The 22,052-nt window shown below is 38.5% G+C and carries 19 protein-coding genes; 10 read left to right on the forward strand and 9 right to left on the reverse strand.

Annotated features, from left to right (window positions below):
• The 6 genes from ACJG85_RS02145 to ACJG85_RS02170 form a co-directional block, all read right to left on the reverse strand.
• Entirely contained in the window at positions 1-762 is a 762-nt protein-coding gene (locus ACJG85_RS02145; protein WP_412477182.1) for a Bax inhibitor-1/YccA family protein, read from the reverse strand.
• Between the two features lie 37 nt (positions 763-799).
• Complete coding sequence (pyk, locus tag ACJG85_RS02150; protein ID WP_409674645.1) at positions 800-2,230, reverse strand: pyruvate kinase; 1,431 nt, start codon at positions 2,228-2,230, stop codon at positions 800-802.
• Positions 2,231-2,235: 5 nt separating this feature from the next.
• Positions 2,236-2,721 carry an IPExxxVDY family protein gene (locus tag ACJG85_RS02155; RefSeq protein ID WP_412476811.1) on the reverse strand — a complete coding sequence of 162 codons (486 nt, stop codon included), beginning with the start codon at positions 2,719-2,721 and terminating at the stop codon, positions 2,236-2,238.
• A gap of 115 nt (positions 2,722-2,836) precedes the next feature.
• Positions 2,837-3,580, reverse strand: coding sequence for a ribonuclease III (rnc, locus tag ACJG85_RS02160; RefSeq protein WP_409674651.1), 744 nt, complete (start codon positions 3,578-3,580; stop codon positions 2,837-2,839).
• A gap of 7 nt (positions 3,581-3,587) precedes the next feature.
• Positions 3,588-4,841 (reverse strand): beta-ketoacyl-ACP synthase II, encoded by a 1,254-nt coding sequence (gene fabF, locus ACJG85_RS02165; protein ID WP_409674654.1) that lies wholly within the window; start codon positions 4,839-4,841, stop codon positions 3,588-3,590.
• A gap of 178 nt (positions 4,842-5,019) precedes the next feature.
• Positions 5,020-5,256 (reverse strand): acyl carrier protein, encoded by a 237-nt coding sequence (locus ACJG85_RS02170; protein ID WP_007137004.1) that lies wholly within the window; start codon positions 5,254-5,256, stop codon positions 5,020-5,022.
• A 177-nt stretch (positions 5,257-5,433) separates the two neighbouring features.
• On the opposite strand from ACJG85_RS02170, the gene ACJG85_RS02175 reads away from it, so the two are divergent.
• The 4 genes from ACJG85_RS02175 (at position 5,434) to ACJG85_RS02190 (ending at position 9,468) form a co-directional block, all read left to right on the forward strand.
• A complete protein-coding gene (locus ACJG85_RS02175) occupies positions 5,434-6,003 on the forward strand; it encodes a phosphoribosylglycinamide formyltransferase (RefSeq protein ID WP_409674657.1) in 570 nt (189 codons plus the stop codon).
• 15 nt (positions 6,004-6,018) lie between these two features.
• Complete coding sequence (rnhA, locus tag ACJG85_RS02180) at positions 6,019-6,498, forward strand: ribonuclease HI (RefSeq protein WP_412464727.1); 480 nt, start codon at positions 6,019-6,021, stop codon at positions 6,496-6,498.
• A gap of 67 nt (positions 6,499-6,565) precedes the next feature.
• Positions 6,566-7,492: a PfkB family carbohydrate kinase gene (locus ACJG85_RS02185; protein WP_409674663.1), complete on the forward strand. Its 927-nt coding sequence runs from the start codon at positions 6,566-6,568 to the stop codon at positions 7,490-7,492.
• A 77-nt stretch (positions 7,493-7,569) separates the two neighbouring features.
• The gene (locus tag ACJG85_RS02190; protein ID WP_412464728.1) at positions 7,570-9,468 is read left to right on the forward strand and encodes an amidophosphoribosyltransferase; all 1,899 of its coding nucleotides are present in this window, start codon (positions 7,570-7,572) and stop codon (positions 9,466-9,468) included.
• 612 nt (positions 9,469-10,080) lie between these two features.
• Here ACJG85_RS02190 and ACJG85_RS02195 read toward each other — a convergent pair.
• Positions 10,081-10,689, reverse strand: coding sequence for a superoxide dismutase (locus tag ACJG85_RS02195; RefSeq protein ID WP_409674669.1), 609 nt, complete (start codon positions 10,687-10,689; stop codon positions 10,081-10,083).
• Between the two features lie 224 nt (positions 10,690-10,913).
• Between ACJG85_RS02195 and ACJG85_RS02200 the strand changes: the two genes are divergently transcribed.
• From ACJG85_RS02200 to ACJG85_RS02225, 6 genes are all read left to right on the forward strand, one after another.
• Entirely contained in the window at positions 10,914-11,438 is a 525-nt protein-coding gene (locus ACJG85_RS02200) for a GNAT family N-acetyltransferase (protein ID WP_412476812.1), read from the forward strand.
• On the forward strand, positions 11,435-12,025 hold the full coding sequence (locus tag ACJG85_RS02205; RefSeq protein WP_295333571.1) for a hypothetical protein: 591 nt from the start codon (positions 11,435-11,437) through the stop codon (positions 12,023-12,025). The genes ACJG85_RS02200 and ACJG85_RS02205 overlap by 4 nt, the downstream gene beginning before the upstream one ends.
• Positions 12,025-15,174: a UvrD-helicase domain-containing protein gene (locus ACJG85_RS02210; RefSeq protein WP_412476813.1), complete on the forward strand. Its 3,150-nt coding sequence runs from the start codon at positions 12,025-12,027 to the stop codon at positions 15,172-15,174. The genes ACJG85_RS02205 and ACJG85_RS02210 overlap by 1 nt, the downstream gene beginning before the upstream one ends.
• A gap of 45 nt (positions 15,175-15,219) precedes the next feature.
• A complete protein-coding gene (kbl, locus tag ACJG85_RS02215; protein ID WP_409674678.1) occupies positions 15,220-16,413 on the forward strand; it encodes a glycine C-acetyltransferase in 1,194 nt (397 codons plus the stop codon).
• Between the two features lie 87 nt (positions 16,414-16,500).
• Complete coding sequence (locus ACJG85_RS02220; RefSeq protein WP_409674681.1) at positions 16,501-17,895, forward strand: OmpA family protein; 1,395 nt, start codon at positions 16,501-16,503, stop codon at positions 17,893-17,895.
• 61 nt (positions 17,896-17,956) lie between these two features.
• A complete protein-coding gene (locus ACJG85_RS02225; protein ID WP_412464732.1) occupies positions 17,957-20,725 on the forward strand; it encodes a PD-(D/E)XK nuclease family protein in 2,769 nt (922 codons plus the stop codon).
• 29 nt (positions 20,726-20,754) lie between these two features.
• Here ACJG85_RS02225 and ACJG85_RS02230 read toward each other — a convergent pair whose 3' ends face one another.
• Together ACJG85_RS02230 and ACJG85_RS02235 are read right to left on the reverse strand one after the other, a co-directional pair.
• Positions 20,755-21,144, reverse strand: coding sequence for a DUF1398 domain-containing protein (locus tag ACJG85_RS02230; RefSeq protein WP_412464733.1), 390 nt, complete (start codon positions 21,142-21,144; stop codon positions 20,755-20,757).
• A gap of 104 nt (positions 21,145-21,248) precedes the next feature.
• Positions 21,249-22,031: an alpha/beta fold hydrolase gene (locus ACJG85_RS02235; RefSeq protein ID WP_412476814.1), complete on the reverse strand. Its 783-nt coding sequence runs from the start codon at positions 22,029-22,031 to the stop codon at positions 21,249-21,251.
• Positions 22,032-22,052 lie beyond the last annotated feature (21 nt).

Genomic DNA, 22,052 nt, shown 5'->3' on the forward strand with positions numbered 1-22,052 from the left:
TTAATCTCTGCTTGACAATTTAGATAACAGTCTCAAGAATTCAACATACAACCAAAGTAAAGTAATCATCAACCCCATAGCGCCGTACCATTCCATGTATTTGGGCATTCTTTCCTGAGCGCCTTTTTCAATTTGGTCGAAATCTAAGAACAAATTCAAAGCTGCAATTACAATTACAAAAACACTAATTCCGATACTCATCATAGAATTTCCATAGTGAATTGGTGTAAAACTGGTGAACATTGACAACAACCACGAGATTAAATAATAAGTGGCAATGGCTAAAGTAGCGGCTACAACAACAGATCTGAATTTGTCGTTAACTTTCACTACTCCGTATTTGTATAATCCGAAACACACCATAAAGGTTACAAAAGTACAACTCACCGCTTGGATTACAATTCCGGGATACATTACCTCAAAGATTGCCGAAAGACCACCAATAAATAATCCTTCGAAAATAGCGTAACCCGGGGCCAAAAAAGTAGAATATTGCGGTTTAAAAACGGCAATCAATACCAATATTGTCCCAACGATAGCACCACCAATAGTTAAAACTATAGGGTTTTGTCCGCTCAATGTCATCATCCAAGTGATAGAAGCACTGGTGATTAAAAGGATTAACATCAGGAAACTCTTGTTGATGGTTCCTGACACAGTCATGGTGTTATCGTAATCAATCACTACGGCTTCGTGCACCGTTTCATTGTTTTCGGTGAATGATTTGGTTTTGAAAAACGGATTGTTTGAGTTCATTTTTATTTCTTTTTAAAGATGGTTGTGGCTAAAATACTAAAAATTATTCTATTTCAGAAACCCTTAACGTATTTACCATTCCTTTATCAGCTACCGGCATAGCGGCTAAATTAATCATCATATCGCCTTTTTTCACGTAGCCTTTATCTTTGGCCATTTGGTTGATGTCGTCAACTGTATCATCAGTACTGACAAACTTATCGTAATAGAAGGCATTCACACCCCAAAGCAAATTCAGTTGTGTTAAAATTCGCTTATTGGAAGTGTACACCAAAACGTGTGCTTTCGGACGCCAAGCAGAAATTTGAAACGCTGTGTAACCGCTGTTGGTTAAGGTTGAAATGGCCTTGGCTTTGATGTCGTTAGCCATAGTGGCTGCGTGGTAACAAATCGATTTAGTAATAAATCGCTTGGTTCTAACGTGAGGTGGATTTTGAGGTACAACAATTAAAGGCGAATCTTCAACCGCTTCAATAATTTGTGTCATTTTTTCAATCACTTCCACCGGATAGTTTCCAACCGAGGTTTCTCCCGACAACATTACGGCATCGGCACCGTCCATAACCGAGTTGGCTACGTCGTTTACCTCGGCACGCGTTGGTGTTAAACTGGTAATCATGGTTTCCATCATTTGTGTGGCAACGATTACAGGAATACGAGCAGTTTTGGCTCGGTGGATTAATTTCTTTTGAATCAACGGTACTTCGTGAGCCGGAATTTCTACCCCAAGGTCACCGCGAGCTACCATCAATCCGTCACAGAAAGCTACAATTTTGTCGATATTTTCAACGGCTTCCGGTTTTTCAATCTTGGCTACAATTGGAATTTTGTGGTCAGAGTTTTGGGCAATTAAATCTTGGAGTTCTTCTAAATCTTTAGGCGTTCTTACGAAGGAAAGTGCAATCCAATCGACTTTTTCACTGATGGCAAATAGCGCATCTTTGATGTCTTTTTTGGTCAATGCCGGCAAGGAAACTTTGGTTTGCGGCAAGTTGACTCCTTTTTTTGACTTAAGCGGTCCGCCTTGAATTACTTTACAAACTACTTCTGTAGTCCCATTCGTTTCGAGGGCTTCAAAGATTAACTTCCCGTCATCTAATAAAATGCGCTCTCCCGGATTTACATCTTGCGGAAAAGACAAATAGTTCATATAAACACGTTCCTTTGTTCCCGGAACATCTTCAGCAGTTTGAAAAGTAATAATATCGCCAGGATTTACCACTACATCTTCTTTCATTACGCCTACGCGGAGTTTCGGTCCTTGTAAATCGGCTAAAATGGCGGTGGTATAACCATATTCATCATTCAATTCGCGGATGATATCTATTCTTTCTTTAACGTCGGTATAATCGGCATGGGAAAAATTGATACGAAATACGTTCACTCCGGCATCAATCATTTTCTTGATTACTTCTTTCGAACTACATGCAGGTCCTAATGTGGCTACAATTTTAGTTTTCTTTTTTGTTGGCATTATACTTAAAAAATTAAATTGTTTTTTGACTTTATCTTCTCTACGTCAACAGTATATACTGTACTTATTTTATCTATTTTCTTGAGACAGTTGATGATTTTCGGCACATTTATTGGCACCTCATCGTTTTCAATTTTTAAAAAATAGTCGACTTTTTTAAACTCCGGAATCAAATAAATTTTGGGAGCAAAATCATTACTGCTCTCTGCAAATAACCCGAGATTGTTGCTTTGGGCTGAAACAATCGCATCGTTTTGATTTTGAATCAAACTCCAAGCTATGTCTTGGTGGTCTTCAAAAATAAATCGGGTAAACTGGGTTTCGCCTTCTTTGTTGCTAATCTGTATGTTGTGGTTACATCTTTTGAGATTGATTGGTAGATGTTTATTGATAAAATAAGCCAATCTGTAATCCTCTAAAGGCGAATGAATGGCAATTAACTGATAATCTATTTTGTCAAAATCTGCAATATGTAATTTATGTACATACATAAAGATTGCTAATTAAGTTGTAAATATAGTGTATCTGACACAGATTTTCAGCAAGAGAAGATTGTGTTAACGTTATTTTATGAACGAAAACGTTATAGTTTTTTGAGAATCTGAATTATTTTTTGTTAATTTTTTCCTGAAATGCAAAATAAGCTCTTTGAGAAGCTTTTTCCTCTGCTTTCTTTTTGGAAGTTGCTCTGGCTTTGGCCACAACTTTGTTATCGATGCTTAATTTGACCCCAAAGTATTTTTGTCCGTCGTTACCATTGTCGTCGAACACATCATAGTGAAAAGACTTTTTCTCCTTTTGACACCATTCAATCAGTAGGCTTTTGTAACTGATTACTTTGCCTTCAAGCTTGGCGATGTCAACATAAGGCACAATGACACTTTTTTGAATGAACTTCTGACAAAACTCGTAGCCTTTGTCTAAAAAAATAGCGCCTACTAAAGCTTCAAATATGTTGCCGTGGATGTTCTCTCCAAAATGTTGGGTAGGCACTTTGCTCTCAACGAAACGAATCAAATTCAAGTCTCTTCCCAACTCGTTCAAGTGTTCTCGACTCACAATTTTAGAGCGCATTTTGGTCAAATACCCTTCATCTCCTGCCGGAGCTTCGTTGTAGAGATAAGCTGCTATTACAGCACTCAACATAGCATCTCCCAAAAACTCCAATCGCTCATAATTCATTGGATTTCCTTTTAAATCTGTTCGATTAGTGGAACGATGGGTAAACGCTTTTTGATAATAAATGATGGATTGCGGTTTGAAGCCTATGACTTTTTCAATTTCCGTAAAAAAAATCCCGTCCTCAGATGATGAACGGGAATTTTTGAATATATTTTTTAGAATTTTCATCCTAAGATTAGTCTTGTACTTTTTTGAACAATACACAAGCATTATGACCTCCGAAACCGAAAGTATTGCTCATGGCTACATTAACTTCTCTTTTTTGGGCTTTGTTTAACGTCAAGTTCAAAGAAGGATCTATGTTTTCATCAACTACAGTATGGTTGATGGTTGGTGGAACAATGCCGTGTTTCATGGCTAAAATTGAAGCAATTGCTTCAATGGCACCAGCTGCACCAAGCAAGTGGCCCGTCATGGATTTTGTGGAATTGATGTTGATATTTTTAGCATGGTCTCCAAAAACAGCGCTAATTGCTTTCAATTCCGCTACATCTCCTAACGGAGTTGAAGTTCCGTGAGTATTGATGTGGTCAACTTGTTCCGGTTTCATTCCGGCATCGTTCAAACAATTTTGCATCACAGCGATAACTCCTATACCTTCCGGGTGTGGTGCTGTTAAGTGATAAGCATCGGAAGACATTCCGCCACCGCCGATTTCGCAGTAAATTTTAGCGCCGCGAGCTTTAGCATGTTCGTATTCTTCTAAAACCAAAGCACCGGCTCCTTCTCCTAAAACAAATCCGTCACGAGTAGCATCAAAAGGTCTTGAAGCTGTCTCCGGACTGTCATTTCTGGTTGATAGCGCTTGCATGGAATTGAATCCGCCCATACCGGCTATGGTTACTGCTGCTTCCGAACCACCTGAAATAATCACGTCACACATCCCCAAACGGATATAGTTGAAAGCATCAATCAGGGCATTGGCCGAAGAAGCACAAGCGGAAACCGTAGTGTAATTTGGACCCATAAAACCATTTCTCATGGAAATATGAGCAGGAGCAATATCAGCAATCATTTTCGGGATGAAGAAAGGATTGAATCTTGGTGTTCCGTCTCCGGCGGCATAACTCATTACTTCTTCTTGGAATGTTTCTAATCCGCCTATTCCAGCTCCCCAAATAACACCCACTCGGTGTTTGTTTACATTATCATTAGTGATTCCGGCGTCTTTGATAGCTTCTTCGCTGGCAGCAATGGCATATTGGGCAAATTTATCCATTCTGCGAGCTTCTTTTCTGTCGATATAATCTTCAACATTGAAGTTCTTTACTTCGCAGGCAAATTTTGTTTTGTGTTTTTCGGTATCATAATAGGTGATGGGTGCTGCACCGCTTTTCCCATTAACCAAAGCATCCCAATACTCTTCGATGGAATTCCCTATGGGTGTCAACGCACCTAAACCTGTTACTACAACTCGCTTTAATGCCATAATGTGTTTTTTTCAATTGTATTTAAACAAATAATACCCATGTTTTCTTCAAATTAATCATTAAAGAGACAGGGGTATTTCAATATTTTAAGATTGAATATCAATCAAGTTTAATCTTTTTCAGTAAAAATAATAAAAACCCGCGAAAAATAAAGATTCTTCACGGGTGATTTATTTATTATTTTTTAGCTTCTTCGATATAAGAAATAGCTTGACCTACAGTAGCAATGTTTTCAGCTTGATCATCCGGGATTTGAATATCAAATTCTTTTTCGAATTCCATGATCAACTCAACAGTGTCTAATGAATCAGCGCCTAAATCATTGGTGAAGCTTGCTTCTGTTACAACTTCGTTTTCGTCAACGCCTAATTTGTCTACAATAATCGCTTTAACTCTTGATGCAATGTCTGACATAATTTCTAGATTTTTAATTTAAATTGTTGGCAAAAATAAAAAACTTTATTTTATAACAACCTTTTTGTTACTAAATATAACTACGAAAGTAAAAAAATAATTTCAAAATCTTAGTTTTTTATACCTCAAAATAGCGTAATTATTCTTTTTTTTGCACTTTAATTTTAGGCCATCCCTATGAAAAAAATTGTGCTGTTCGCCTCAGGAAACGGTTCCAATGTTGAGAATATTATTCGGTATTTTAAAAACAATAATGAGGTCTCCGTAGCAGGTGTGTTTTCTAACAATCCTCAAGCTAAAGTCTTGGAAAAAGCTAACAGCCAAAAAGTTGACACCTTTGTTTTTACTAAAAGCGAACTAGAAGACAGCGTGGTTTTAGAAAAACTCCAATCGTTGCAACCTGATTTAATTGTTTTGGCCGGATTTTTATTAAAGTTTCCCGAACACATAATTAAAAAATACCCTTACAAAATCATCAATGTTCATCCGGCATTGTTACCCAAATACGGAGGTAAAGGCATGTATGGCATGCATGTCCACAAAGCCGTTTTGGAAAACAAAGAAAAAGAAACCGGTATTACCATTCATTATGTGAATGAGCATTATGACGAAGGCGAATTTATTTTCCAAGAAAGTGTGAATGTTGAAGATTGTTATTCTGCCGAAGCTATTGCTGCAAAAGTTCAGTCATTAGAACACGAATATTTTCCAAAAGTAATTGAACAAATCCTAAATCCTAAATCCTAAATCCTAAATCGGAAAATGTCTCACCAAGTCCATATCTACACCGACGGCGCTGCCAAAGGAAACCCCGGAAAAGGCGGTTACGGCGTAGTCATGGAAATGGTTGGCACACCCTATCGCAAAGAATTTTACGAAGGTTTTCGACATACTACTAACAATCGCATGGAATTATTGGCGGTGATTGTGGGACTTGAAAAACTCAAACAACCCAACATGAAAGTCCTGGTCGTTTCCGATTCCAAATATGTGGTGGATGCCGTAGAAAAAAAATGGGTTTTCAGTTGGGAAAAAACCGGATTTAAAGGCAAAAAAAACCCTGATTTGTGGTTGCGTTTCTTAAAAGTGTATCGCCAACACCAGGTTGATTTCAAATGGATTAAAGGCCACAACAACCATCCGCAAAACGAACGCTGTGATGAATTGGCAGTATATGCCTCAGGCTTGGAAAAACTTTCTGTAGATGCTTTTTATGAACGAGAAGAAGGAAAGCTTTTTTAAGCTTGAAACCATTTTAAACTTTTAAACTAAAACTGTATCTTTGCGCCTTTAATTTGAAACCCTAGGAATGAACAAATTACTTATAGTTGGAACAGTAGCTTTTGACGCTATTGAAACTCCTTTCGGAAAAACAGATAAAATCTTGGGCGGCGCCGGTACTTTTATCGGATTGTCTGCTTCGCACTTCAACTTACAATCGGCTATCGTATCGGTAGTTGGCGGCGATTTTCCTCAAGAATATTTAGACTTACTAACGGCCAGAAATATTGATATTTCAGGTTTGGAAATCGTAAAAGAAGGCAAAACGTTTTTCTGGAGCGGTAAATACCATAACGATATGAATTCGAGAGATACATTGGCCACCGAGTTAAATGTATTGGCCGATTTTAATCCGATTGTTCCCAATCATTTTAAAGATGCCGATGTAGTAATGCTGGGCAACTTACACCCTATAGTACAAACCGGTGTTTTAAACCAAATGACTCAAAAGCCGAAATTAGTGGTTTTAGACACTATGAATTTCTGGATGGATTGTGCTTTACCGGAATTGTTAGACGTAATCAAACGCGTAGATGTAATTACCATTAACGACGAAGAAGCGCGTCAATTGTCGGGAGAATATTCGTTAGTGAAAGCAGCGGCTAAAATCCACACTATGGGACCAAAATACGTGGTAATTAAAAAAGGAGAACACGGTGCGTTAATTTTCCACAACGAACACATTTTCTTTGCTCCTGCTTTGCCGTTAGCTGATGTTTATGATCCAACCGGCGCCGGTGACACTTTTGCAGGTGGTTTTGCAGGTTTTATCACGCAACAAGGTGACATTTCTTTTGAAACGATGAAAACCGCTATCATTCAAGGCTCTAACTTAGCCTCTTTCTGTGTGGAGAAATTCGGAACCGAAAGAATGCTCGAGTTAACCAAAGAAGAAGTGAACGAGCGATTGAAACAATTCAAAGCTTTAACACAATTTGAAATAGATTTACAATAACTTTATGCCTCGAAATTTCGGGGCATTTTTGTTTTTAAATACCCTATAACACACAACTTACAACAACACAACACACTATGAGCGACGCCATTAAACACGAATGTGGAATTGCCCTTTTACGATTAAAAAAACCTCTAGCTTTCTACAAAGAAAAATACGGTTCGGCTTTTTACGGCATACAAAAAATGTATTTACTGATGGAAAAGCAGCACAACCGCGGTCAAGACGGCGCAGGTTTTGCTTCCATCAAATTCGATGTAGAACCCGGAGAGCGTTACATCAGCAGGGTTCGTTCCAACAAGTCTCAACCCATACAAGATATTTTTGCCCAAATCAACGAACGCATTAACGAAGAATTAGAGCAACATCCTGAATACCAAGACAACGTTGCTTTACAAAAAGAAAATCTACCTTATATAGGTGAGCTGTTTTTAGGACACGTTCGCTACGGAACTTTCGGCAAAAACAGCATCGAAAGCGTACATCCTTTTTTGCGTCAAAACAATTGGATGCATCGAAACCTAATTGTAGCCGGAAATTTCAACATGACCAACGTAACCGAACTGTTCAATAGTTTGGTCGAATTGGGTCAGCACCCTAAAGAATTAGCCGACACTGTAACCGTAATGGAGAAAATTGGTCATTTCCTCGACGATGAAGTAACCGATTTGTACCAAGAATGTAAAAACAACGGCTTGTCTAAAAGAGAAGCTTCTCCGGTAATTGCTGAAAAACTCGATATCGCCAAAATTTTAAAACGCGCCTCCAAAGGTTGGGACGGCGGCTATGCCATGGCAGGATTATTGGGTCACGGCGACAGTTTTGTGTTTCGCGATCCGGCCGGAATTCGACCGGCATACTTTTATGAAGATGAGGAAATTGTGGTTGTAGCTTCGGAAAGACCGGTGATTCAAACCACTTTTAATGTACCTTTTGATAAAGTTCACGAATTACAGCCCGGAAATGCACTTATCATCAAAAAAAGCGGATCCGTTTCGCAACAGGAAATCATCACACCAAGCATCAAAAAAGCCTGTTCTTTTGAGCGCATCTATTTCTCACGCGGTAGTGATGCCGAAATTTATCAGGAAAGAAAAGAATTGGGTAAATTAATTTTGCCGGCTGTCTTAGAGGCTATCGACAATGATACCGACAATACTGTTTTTTCATTTATTCCAAATACGGCAGAAACCTCTTTTTACGGAATGATTGAAGCGGCCAATGATTTTCTGAACCAAAGAAAAAACCAATTCATTCTTGACAATCGCAAAACACTGACCAAAGAAAAATTAGAAGAAATTCTGTCGGTAAAAATCAGGACTGAAAAAATCGCCATAAAAGACGCCAAACTTCGAACCTTTATTACAGAAGACAGTAGCAGAGACGATTTGGTCGCCCACGTTTATGATGTAACTTACGGCGTAATCAAACCAACTGATAACTTGGTGATTATAGATGACAGTATCGTTAGAGGTACCACCTTGAAAAAGAGTATTCTTAAAATGATGGATCGATTGAATCCAAAACTTATTGTAGTCGTTTCATCAGCACCGCAAATTCGCTATCCGGATTGTTACGGAATTGATATGGCCAAACTGGAAGGTTTAGTTGCTTTCCAAGCCGCTATAGAACTGCTGAAAGAAAGAAACCAATACGATATTGTAGAGGCAGTCTATAAGAAATGTAAAGCACAGGAAAAATTAAAAGATGCGGAAGTAGTGAATTTTGTAACCGAAATTTATGCTCCTTTTACTGACACTGAGATTTCTGATAAAATTGCCCAACTACTCCACCCGAAAGATATTAATGCTGAAGTAAAAATTATTTTCCAAACGGTAGCCAATTTACACCAAGCGTGCCCGAAAAATTTAGGCGATTGGTATTTCACAGGCGACTATCCTACTCCGGGCGGTAACCGTGTGGTTAACAGGGCTTTTATGAATTTTTATGAAGGAAAAGATGCACGTGCCTACTAAAAATTTTAACATTTTTTGTCATTAAACGATTTTTGTTGCAGTTCGTCCGAATTTTTTGTTTTCAAAATGCTAATCCTCATACATTTGACTTTACCATAGCATTAGTAGGTTAAGTTTATGGTAGATTTGGGGCAAAAAGGGTGAAAAGAAATTTTCACCTTTTTTATTTTATACCTTCCTGAAAAACAGCCAAAAAAATTTCAACGATTATACTTGCCGTTCATCTGATTATTTTTTTTTAACAACAATATCCGCTTTATATTTGTTCCACCATAGCATTAGTAGGTTAAGTTTATGGTAGATTTGGGGCAAAAAGGGTGAAGTTTTTCTTCACCTTTTTTATTTTATAACCATCTGAAAATCATCAAAAAGGCAGTTTTCACTCTCATTTGCCTATCATTCCAATATATTTTAACAAAAAAAGCGCAATTTTAATTGAGATGTTATTAGATTTGCGTTACCATAGTATTTAGTGTAGGTTAAGTTTATGGTAGATTTGGGGCAAACAGGTGGAAGCAATTCCGCCTGTTTATTTTTTATCCCTATACCAAACAAAAAACCGATTCCGCTTAATTAGCGAAATCGGCCATGATTCTTTCAAAAAAATCGATTTTATTTTTCTGTAGCGTATAATCTTGCTACCTCTGTCCAGTTGATTACATTAAAGAAAGCTTCAATATAATCCGGACGACGGTTTTGATAATGCAAGTAATAAGCATGTTCCCAAACATCCATTCCTAAAATAGGGAAACCACCACAAGCGGTATCCGGCATTAAAGGGTTGTCCTGATTTGGAGTTGAACAAACTTCCAACTTTCCGCCTTTGTGTACGCAAAGCCAAGCCCAACCTGAACCAAATCGAGTTGCTCCTGCTTTGGCAAATTGTGCTTTAAATTCTTCGAAAGAGCCAAAAGACGCATCAATTGCTTCTGCTAATTCTCCGGTTGGTTTTCCGCCACCATCAGGCGACATTACTTTCCAAAACAAATTGTGATTGTAGTGACCACCACCGTTATTGCGAACCGCCATATTGGTCATGTCTAAATTAATCAAAATGTTTTCAATGGTTTTGCCTTCCATATCGGTTCCGGCGATTGCCGCATTCAAATTGGTCACATAAGCATTGTGGTGTTTGGAATGATGGATTTCCATCGTTCTGGCATCAATATGTGGTTCTAAGGCATCGTATGCATAAGGTAATTTTGGTAATTCAAAAGCCATGATATTTTTAATTTAAGTTAGTACTAAAATGAATTCAAATTTATACATTTATCTTCGGAAGATAAAATACTATTTACCAATTAACAAATAATTAAAATCGATATTTTATCGGGAGCTGTTTCCCGCTTTCCATTACAATCTTTTTAACTTCCCAAGGGCTGAAACCCTCGGCAAGTCAAAAAGGATTTCCATTGCAATCGGGGCTATAAAACCAACTGCTAACCATGACGTTAAACTGGCAACCACAACATCTTCAAAACGAACTAATAGCGCTTTTTCCGCTCAAGGAAGAAGATTTTGAAGATTTGTACACCGTAGCTTCCGATCCGTTGGTTTGGGAACAACATCCTAATAAACGGCGATACCAACGCGAGGTTTTTCAAAACTTTTTCGAAGGGGCTTTGCTATCGTTGGGCGCTTTTTTAATTCGGGATAAAGCCACTAACGAAATTGTCGGTTGCAGCCGTTTTTACGATTATATCGAAAAAGAAAAATCGATTTTAATCGGCTACACTTTTATCGGACGTAAATTTTGGGGCAAAGGCTACAACGAAGCTCTCAAAAAATTGATGCTCGAGTACGCTTTTGTGTTTGTTGACAAAGTGTATTTTCACATTGGCGCTTGCAACATTCGTTCCCAAAAAGCCATAGCTAAAATCGGCGCAGTAAAAGTCGATGAATTTGAGGTGGAATATTACGGTGAAGAGCCGAAGCTGAACTTTGTCTATTTAATCGAAAAAGGCCAATGATAGATTTTGATTTCATCTTAAATTTTATCCGGATCGATTTAATTTTAGGCTTCGGTTGGTATTCTGTTTTATTCTTTACTCTAAAATTATTCAAGTACAAAAAAGACTTGCTCACAGAATTTGACAAAGACGCCTGCAAAACCTTTGTATTCTTGGGGATTTTGTTTGCGGTTATTTGGTTTTTAGCCGTAACGCTTGATTATGCTATGATAATGACTGAAGATGAAAAAACGCAATTCCTTGGGCGATTAACCGGAGAATATTCTTTTGGAATTTGGTTTCAACCCTTGTTTTGGCTGATTATAACCCAACTGATTAGATTCAATATTATAAAGAAGTTTTTGTTTTTCAGGATACTGATAGTTATCCCTTTTATCTTAACTTTTGAGCGATTTGTCATTATAGTGACTTCTCTTCACAGAGACTATCTCCCAAGTTCTTGGACTATATACAACAACATCGGATTTACTTGGTGGGAATTTTTACTCTCTATTCCGGTTAAAGCGATTGAATTTAGCCTCATAGTATTCGTTTACAAATATGTCAAACAATCCATTTTAAAGTTTAAAACCGTAAACCATAATTAATGCAAAAACCAGCTTTCTCCATATACGACGCTTCTGCCGGATCGGGCAAAACCTATACTTTGGTGAAAGAGTATTTAAAAATTATTCTCTTGTCCCAAAAACCCGATGCCTACCGCAACATACTCGCCATTACGTTTACCAACAAAGCGGTACACGAAATGAAAAGCCGTGTGGTGGAAAGTCTTTCTGAATTTGCCAAAGAAAACCCTTCCAACAAAGCGTTGCTATTGATGCAAGATATTCACAAGGAAACCGGTTTGTCGTTGGCCACGATTACTGAGAAGGCCAAAAGTATCATCAAAAACCTCATTCACAATTATGCGGCTTTTGACATTTCTACCATTGACAAATTCACCCACAAAGTGATTCGTGCTTTTGCCCACGATTTGAATTTGCCTATCACTTTTGAAGTATCGTTAGACACCGAAAATTTGCTGACCGAAGCCGTTGATGCCATCATAGCCGAAGCCGGAAACGATGAAACGCTGACCAATTTGTTGGTCGATTTTACCATGGAAAAAACCGACGACGACAAATCGTGGGACATTTCAAGGGAAATTATGGACACCGGAAAGTTAATTCTGAATGAGAACAACCGCCAAGAGATTACCCATTTTCAAAATAAAACCATAGCGGAGTTTATCGAAATCAAAAACAAACTGACGGAGCTTTGCGCCGCTATGGAAACCAAAACCGTTGAACTGGCTGCAGAAGCTTTGTTATTACTTGAAAATAGAGGAATTGACTTAAAATCATTTTCAAGAGAAACTTTTCCGAATCACTTAAAAAGTATCGTAGAGAAAAATTTTAATCCCAAAAACAAAACATTCCGTCAATTTGAGGATATCGCTATAAATAAATCAGCCTCTGACCGAGCCGTCATCGAAAGCATCATACCCGATTTACTCGAAATGCTGTCGTCGATTTATGCCACATTCGAAAAAAAGAATTTCTACGAAGCGTTTCTGAAAAACATTACGCCGCTATCGTTGTTGAATACCGTAAGCAATGAGTTGGCTAAAATTCAGCAAGAGCAAAACATCCTTTCGATAGCCGAGTTCAACAAACTCATTTACGAGCAAATTCAGAACCAGCCCGCGCCTTTTATTTACGAGCGTTTGGGCGAAAAATACCGCCATTTTTTTATCGATGAGTTTCAGGATACTTCCGAAATGCAATGGCACAATTTAATTCCGCTGATAGACAACGCCTTATCGAGCGAAGATTTAAACGGTGAACGCGGCTCGCTGATGATTGTAGGCGACCCAAAACAATCCATCTATCGTTGGCGTGGTGGAAAAGCAGAACAATTTATAGAACTCAGCAAAGACAAAAATCCGTTTGTCAATCCGGATAAAGTGCTGTTTTCTTTGGGCACGAATTACCGCAGCTATTCGCAAATCATCAATTTCAACAACCAATTCTTTCGCTTTTTGGCGGGCGAGTTTACTCACGAAGATTACAAAAACTTATACCTCAACCACAGCCATCAGGAATTTAATACCAAAACCGGCGGTTATGTAAATATATCTTTTGTGCCTAAAGTGGACAAAGAGAATTGGGATGATGAGGAAAGTTTGGAAAAAAACGAAATGTATTCGGCTGCCACATTGGCTACCATTGAAAAAGTTATTCAAAAAGGATTTCGTTATAAGGACATCGCCATCTTAACCCGAAAAAAAGCCCACGGAACAGAAATTGCCAATTTCCTTACCGAAAAAGGGATTCCGATTTTGTCTTCGGAGAGTTTGTTGTTAGGCGCTTCATCCGAAGTACAAGGTGTGATTCACATTTTGCGCTATTTGAAAAACAACAGCGATTTGATGGCCAAAGCCAACTTTTTGTACTATTTGGCTTCGCTGCAAAAGCAATTGCCAATTCACGATTTCATAGCGGAAGGCATGGAACAACAAGGTGAATCGGCTTTTCAACAATGGCTGCAAAGTTTCCATCTCGATTTTTCGTTTGAAAACATCCGCAAAAAATCGCTCTACGAAGCCACGGAAATCATTATTGCCAAAGTCATTCCAACCCACAAACGCAATGCTTACATCCAGTTTTTCCTCGATTTGATATTGGAACACGATTTGAAAAAGCAAGCCGGTATTTCGGATTTTCTCACTTATTGGGATAGTAATTCCGAAAAGCTCAGCATTCCGTCGCCCGAAGGCAATGATGCCGTTCGGATCATGACTATTCACAAATCGAAAGGGCTCGAATTTCCGGTGGTTATTTTCCCTTTCGCCGAAGAAGATTACAGCAAAGGACCAAGAGAAAAAATGTGGCTCGATGCCGATGTCGAAACCATAGGTTTACCAAAAGCATTAATTGATAAAAGCAGCAAAATTAGTAGTTTCGGGGCTGAAGCCGATAATATATATCAGCAAAAGAAACAGGAAGAACTACTCGATAACATTAATGTGTTGTATGTAGCTTTGACTCGTGCTGAAGAACAATTGTATGTTATTTCGGGCATGCAAAACAGAAGTAAAAATTCGGGTGAATATCCGAACAATATGGCAACTTTCTTTATCAAATTCTTGGGTGAACAATTCGATGAAAATCAATTCGACTATGCTTTTGGCCAAGCCGATAAAATATCGGCAACGCATGAAAATATTGATGAAACAGCAATTATTCCGCAATTGTCGGCTACGTTAAACCCGAAAAACATCAAAATTGCCCAAAAAGAAAGCTTGATGTGGAACACCCAACAGCAAAAAGCCATCGAATTCGGGAACATTTTACACGAAATTTTGTCTTTTGTAAATACTATTGACGACATCGAACTGGCATTGACCAAAGCTATTGAAAACGGATTAATCATTGCTTCGGATAGAGAAACTGTTGCGCAAACCTTAGAACAAATTGTCACTCATCCGGAACTCGCGGTTTATTTTGACAGAAACCATAAAGTGCTTAACGAAAAAACAATCATTCAAAAAGAAGGTCATTTAGTAAAACCCGACCGAATGGTCATCAATCCTAACCAAGAAATTTACTTACTGGATTACAAAACCGGTGCACACCAAACCAAATACACCGCTCAATTGGAAAACTACCAAAATGCCATTGAAAAAATGGGATACATGGTTCGCAAAAAAGCCTTGGTTTATATTGGCGAAAGCATAGAAATAGTAAATTTGTGACCTTAAAACGTTAACAACATCAAATACTAAACTGCAATAACAATCATGTACGGAAAAATTCAGCAACACTTACAAAACGAGTTAAATACCATTGAACAGCATGGTATTTTCAAAAAAGAAAGAATCATCACTTCGCCTCAAGGAGCTGAAATTACAGTTAACGGGGAAACGGTTTTAAACTTTTGTGCTAACAATTACCTGGGATTATCATCCCATCCTGAAGTGATTCAAGCGGCAAAAGACACTTTGGATTCTCATGGTTTCGGAATGTCTTCAGTACGCTTTATTTGCGGAACCCAAGATATTCATAAAACCTTGGAAAAAAAGATAGCCGAATTTTACGGTACAGAAGACACCATTTTATATGCAGCGGCATTCGATGCTAATGGCGGCGTTTTCGAACCTTTATTAGGTGAAGAAGATTGTATTATATCCGACAGTTTGAACCATGCTTCCATTATAGACGGCGTACGTTTGTGCAAAGCAGCTCGTTATCGCTACGAAAATTCCAACATGGAAGATTTGGAAAACCAATTGAAAAAAGCGGTTGAGGCCGGACATCGATTCAAACTGATTGTTACCGATGGCGTGTTTTCCATGGATGGTTTGGTAGCACCATTGGATAAAATTTGTGATTTGGCCGATAAATATGACGCCTTAGTTATGGTAGACGAATGTCACGCCGCCGGTTTTATTGGCGCTACCGGCAAAGGAACAATGGAAGCCAAAGGCGTTATGGGCAGAGTGGACATTATCACCGGAACACTGGGAAAAGCTTTGGGTGGTGCAATGGGCGGTTATACAACAGCCAAAAAAGAAATCATCGAAATTTTGCGTCAGCGTTCTCGTCCGTATTTATTCTCTAATTCATTGGCTCCGGCCATTGTGGGTGCTTCCATTAAAGTTTTTGAGCTTTTGGAAAAAGATACCACGCTTCGTGACAAGCTGGAGTGGAATACCAATTACTTTAAAGAAGGCATGAAAAAAGCCGGTTTTGATATCATTGACGGAGATTCAGCCATAGTTCCGGTAATGCTTTACGATGCTAAACTGTCACAAGTTATGGCGGATGAACTATTAAAAAAAGGCATTTATGTAATCGGTTTCTTTTATCCTGTTGTTCCTAAAGACAAAGCAAGAATCAGGGTTCAACTATCCGCAGCCCATGATAAAGCACATTTAGACAAAGCAATCGCAGCATTTACAGAAGTTGGCAAATCGCTTAATATCATTAAATAGTGACATTTTAACCATAAGATTTTGATATTATGGTAATAGGTATTACTTTTGCTCTATTATAATTTTTATAATTTAATCAAATTAAGTATGAAACATCTTAACAAATTATTCGTTGCTATGCTATTGTTAGCTGGTTTTAGCTCACAAGCTCAAGACAGCAACAACCCATGGGCAATTTCCTTTGGTGTTAACGCTGTAGACACTAGAGTTAGTGCTGCTTCAAAATTGGAAGATCAATTTTCACAGTTTTTCAATGCTCGTGACAATTGGAATATCTTACCTGCTGTATCTTTTGTGAACGTATCAAAACATGTTGGCGGTAACTTCTCATTCGGCATCACCGGATCTATCAACAAACTTACAAGATTTGTCTTGCCAAGAGTAGGTGATGGTCCTTACACAGTGGTTAATCCCGGAGACATCAACTACTACGCGGTTGACGGAGTTATCAACTACAGCATGATGAATTTACTTAAATCAAAAACCATTGATCCTTCCCTACACATTGGTGGAGGTTACACTTGGTTAGGTGATTTAACAAGTGCAGGTACTGTTAACGCAGGTGCTGGTTTAACTTATTGGTTCAGCGAAACTGTAGGTTTATCTTACCGCGCTACTTACAAACACTCTTTCGAAGATGTTCGTGAAGATATGCCATCTCACATGCAACACTTTGCAGGTCTTACTTTCAAATTTGGTGGATCTGACAAAGATGGTGACGGAATTTATGATAAAGATGACGCTTGTCCTGAAGAAGCTGGTTTACCACAATTCAAAGGATGTCCTGATACTGACGGTGATGGAATTGAAAACAGCAAAGACGCTTGTCCAGATGTAGCTGGCCCTGCTGAATTCAACGGTTGTCCTGATACTGACGGTGACGGAGTTGCTGACAATGTTGATGCTTGTCCTGAAGTAGCCGGTTTAAAAGCTTTCGGTGGATGTCCTGATACTGATGGTGATGGTGTTCAAGATAAAGAAGACAAATGTAAAGACGTTAAAGGTCCTAAAGAAAACGGTGGTTGTCCTTGGCCAGACAGAGATGGTGACAAAGTATTAGACAAAGATGACAAATGTCCTGATGTTGCCGGTACTGTTGCTAACAATGGTTGTCCTGAGGTAACTGAAGAAGCAATCAAAAGATTAAATGACTACGCTAAAACTATTTTGTTTGACAGTGGTAAAGCTTCTTTCCAACAACAAACTTACCCGGTATTACAAGCTATCACTGCTATTTTAAAAGAGTATCCAACTGCTAACTTCTCTATCGAAGGTCACACTGACAGCGATGGTAAAGATGCTACCAACCAAAAATTATCTGAAGACAGAGCTGCTGCTGTGAAAAACTACTTAGTAGAAAACGGAATTGCTGCCTCTAGATTAACCTCAGCTGGTTTCGGTGAATCTAAACCAATCGATACTAACAAAACTAAAGCTGGTAAAGCTAACAACAGAAGAGTTGAAGTGAAATTAGTAAAATAATTTCTTCAAAATATTTCAGAAAAACGCTCCGAATTTCGGGGCGTTTTTTTATTTTTATACAATGTCAAAGCCAACTTTTCTCGATAAACTTGCTCGTGAAATTTTAAAAATCTCTGAAAACAACGAGAGTAATAATCTATTGGATTTGGTGGTGGTTTTGCCCAACAAAAGAGCCAAAATCTTTTTATTGGAAGCCTTAAAAAACGCAGTCCCCAACAACATCTTCGCCCCCAACATCATCAGTATAGAAGACTTTGTTCAAGACGTTGCCGGAATACGGTCAATTGATAGTGTTGAATTGATTTTCGAGTTTTACAATATCTACCTTTCCACCGCAGAGAAAGGCAAACAGGAATCCTTCGAATCCTTTGCCAACTGGGCCAAAACCTTATTACAAGATTTTAATGAAATCGATCGCTACCTTCTCGAACCCGATAAAATTTTAAAATACCTCGAAAACATTAAGGAAGTTGAACATTGGGCGGTTTCGGTTGAAAAAAGAACCGAACTCATTGACAATTACTTGGTTTTTTGGAAAAAACTCCCGGAATACTATCATGCCCTATATGCCTATTTACTCGACAAAGGCGTGGGGTACCAAGGTTTGATTTACAGAGAAGCCGTTCACAATTTGAATCACTTTTCCGAAAACAATAAAAATTATTTCCTCTTTGCCGGTTTCAATGCGCTCAACCAAGCCGAAGAGAAAATTATCCAACACCTTTTGGCCTTAGACGTAGCTAAAATATATTGGGACACAGACAATACTTTGTTTAACGATCCTTTTCACGATGCAGGTTTGTTTCAAAGAAAATTTAAAAAAGAGTGGATTCATTACAAAACAAATCCTTACGAATGGATTGTCAACGATTTTACCGAGGCTAAAAACATACACGTTATTGCCACCTCAAAATCAATTGGTCAGGCCAAGATAACCGGAAGTATAATAGAGAAATATGCAAGTGAAAAAAACGCCAATCTTCAAAATGTAGCCGTGGTATTGGGCGAAGAAAATCTACTTTTGCCCATTTTGCACGCTTTGCCGGTGTCGGTGAATGCACTCAACATCACTATGGGATTTTCCAGCAAGAACAATCCGGCGCAACTGTTGATTGCCAAATTATTCAGGCTACACAACAACGCGCTGTCTCGAAACGGCGAAAGTTATGTAATGTACTATAAAGATGTATTAGATATTTTGACCCATCCTCTTATTGAACCTTATGTCAACACCGGTGCGTTGGTTAACAAAATCAATAAAAACAACTACACTTTTATTACCCATAAAAAAATCACAGAATTACAAACTGAAAGCAATGCTCTTTTTGAAATGTTATTCCGAAAATGGGACGCCTCATCGGTAACAGTGCTTGAAAATCTCTCTCAAATACTGCTTCAAATTAAAGCCCATTTGAGTTATGACAATGAAGAGGAAAAAATTACTAACGCCTTTGTTTACTCGGTGTTCAAAGTAATCAATAAGATGATTACCTATTTCGAAAATCACCCAAACATAGACGACATCAAAACATTGCAGGCCATCTACAAACAAGTCATCGATGTAGCCGAAGTGTCCTTTGAAGGTGAACCTCTCAACGGCTTGCAAATTATGGGTGTTTTGGAAAGCCGTGTGCTCGATTTCGAAACCGTTATCATTACCTCGGTCAACGAAGGGAAATTCCCTGCGGGTAAAAGCACTAATTCGTTTATTCCTTATGATGTTAAACGGGAATACGGCCTGCCAACCTATAAGGAAAAAGATGCCATTTATACTTACCACTTTTATCATTTATTGCAACGCGCCAAAAACATTTACCTCATTTATAATGCCGATAGCGAAGGATTTGACGCTGGTGAAAAAAGTCGCTTTATCACTCAATTGGAAGTAGAAAAACAACCGAATCACAACCTGACATTTCAGTATTTCAATCCCGATGTACCCAACATTGCCTTCCAACCAATGGTAGTTCCTAAAACGGAAAGCGTCTTGGCACGTTTGAAAGAAATTGCGAGCAACGGGTTTTCACCTTCCTCGTTAACGACTTATATTCGCAATCCGATACAATTTTATCTGCAAAGGGTGTTGCGCATTTCCGAAACCGACGAAGTAGAGGAAAACATAGCCGTCAATACTTTGGGAACTATCATTCACGGCACTTTAGAAGAATTGTACAAACCATTTATCGGGCGATTGTTAACCACGGCTGATATTGAAAGTTGTTTTCAAAAAATCGATACTGAAGTCTTGCGCCAATTTAAAGATGTATACAAAGAAGGCGAAATCAAAAAAGGCCGAAACCTCTTAGCTTTTGAGGTAGCCAAACGCAATGTGTACAATTTCTTGAAACTGGAAAAAGCAGCTTTAGAAAATGGCGATCAAGTACAAATCATCGCCTTAGAGCAAACGTATGAACGCGTTTTGGAAGATAAGCGTTTGCCGGTTCCAATATTGATCAAAGGAAATGTAGACCGTATCGAGGTGCGCAACGGCAAAATCAGGATCATCGATTACAAAACGGGAAAAGTCGAACAAAAAAATGTAACGTTAAAAGACTGGAAAGGGTTGACCGAAGACATCAAAAACGATAAAATAATCCAAATTTTGGCTTATGCCTTTATGTTTGAAAAAGAAACCAAAGGTCTCGAACTGGAAGCCGGAATCATTTCTTTCAAAAACCTAAATGCGGGCTTTTTGCCGTTTACTTTCAAACCGGAAAAAGAAGCCCATTCGGTTATCAATGCCGAAATAATGGACGCTTATTTGGAAGAAATAGTTGTTTTGTTGCAAGACATTTTCAATCAAAAAATTGCGTTTGAAGAGAAAATATAATACTTGACTGCGAAGAATAATTGGCAACTTTATTGGGGTATTGCTTCCACCAATACTACATTTCCGGCTTTGTCATAATACGTACAGGTCATTTTATCCATGCAAATTTCCCATTTTTCAATTCCGGTTTCCGCACACATTGTGATAAACGTAAGGTAATCGGTTTTCCCTTGTTGGTGAGCCAAAAGTTCTTTTTTAAAGATTTCGGTTTGTGGTGTCTCTGCAATTACAATAGGTTCGTACTTGGGTTCAACAATTGCGGTATAGTCGCTTCCGTGGTGATATTTTGTGTGACCGTCGGTTACATAGGCTTCATAATGGGTAACGCCTAAAAACTTAATTTCTTTGATATAATTGGGAAAATCAGCCCCTGATTTTACTTTACTGTGTGCCGATTTGATTTGTTCTGCCGTAAACATAGTCATTTGATTTTTGCTTATTAAACGATGAAATAATTACAGTGCAAAGTAGCAATTTTTGAAGGTGTTTGTCAAACCTTATATCATCTTAGCACCTATGTTGGCTAAACTTTCTTCAAAAAAACCAACATCACTTTCATCAATGCCGCCTCGTTCTCAATGTGGCTCATGTGACCGTCGGGAAATGTAGTCAGTTCGACTTTTGTCCCTTCTGTTTGATCAATATTATCGTCATACAAAAGCACACCATCCTTTTTACCCAAAACCAACTGCATCGGATAGGGCGCAAAATGCAGAATCACTTCGCGGTCTTTTCGAATTTTCATACCTTCTAATGCGGCTACTATCCCTTGTAGCGGCGTTTTTAAGGCTTGCTCTTTTACCTTTTCAATGGTTGCTGCCAAACGTTCGCGGTTATCTTCTGCAAACAAATTGGCTATCGACATACGAACAAAAGCCGTGTAATTTTGTTTGACAGCCGCTATTGCTCGGTCTCGATTTAATTTTCGTTCATCGCTGTCGGCTCTGGATGTAGAATTCAACAAAAACAAGCCTTTCATGTAATCCGGATACAATTCGGCGAAAGCCAAAGCCACATAACCGCCCATCGAATGACCAACCAAAACCACTTTGCGTATTTTTAAAAACAACAGCAAAGCATACAACATATCCGCTTGGTCTTCCATGGCGTGAACGTAACCCAAACATTCGGTTTCACCGTGACCCAATAAATCAACGGTAATCACGCGATGCTTCTTAGCCAATTCAGGCACAAAAGCGTCCCACATGGTTTTATTCTCCAAAAACCCGTGTAATAACACTACTGCCGTGCCTTTACCATGGTCGGTGAAAGAGATTTTGGTGTTTTTGTAGATAATGTTTTTCATCGTTACAAAAATAGTTTTTTA

It is taken from the genome of Flavobacterium mekongense, from assembly GCF_047038255.1.
GTDB lineage: Bacteria > Bacteroidota > Bacteroidia > Flavobacteriales > Flavobacteriaceae > Flavobacterium > Flavobacterium mekongense.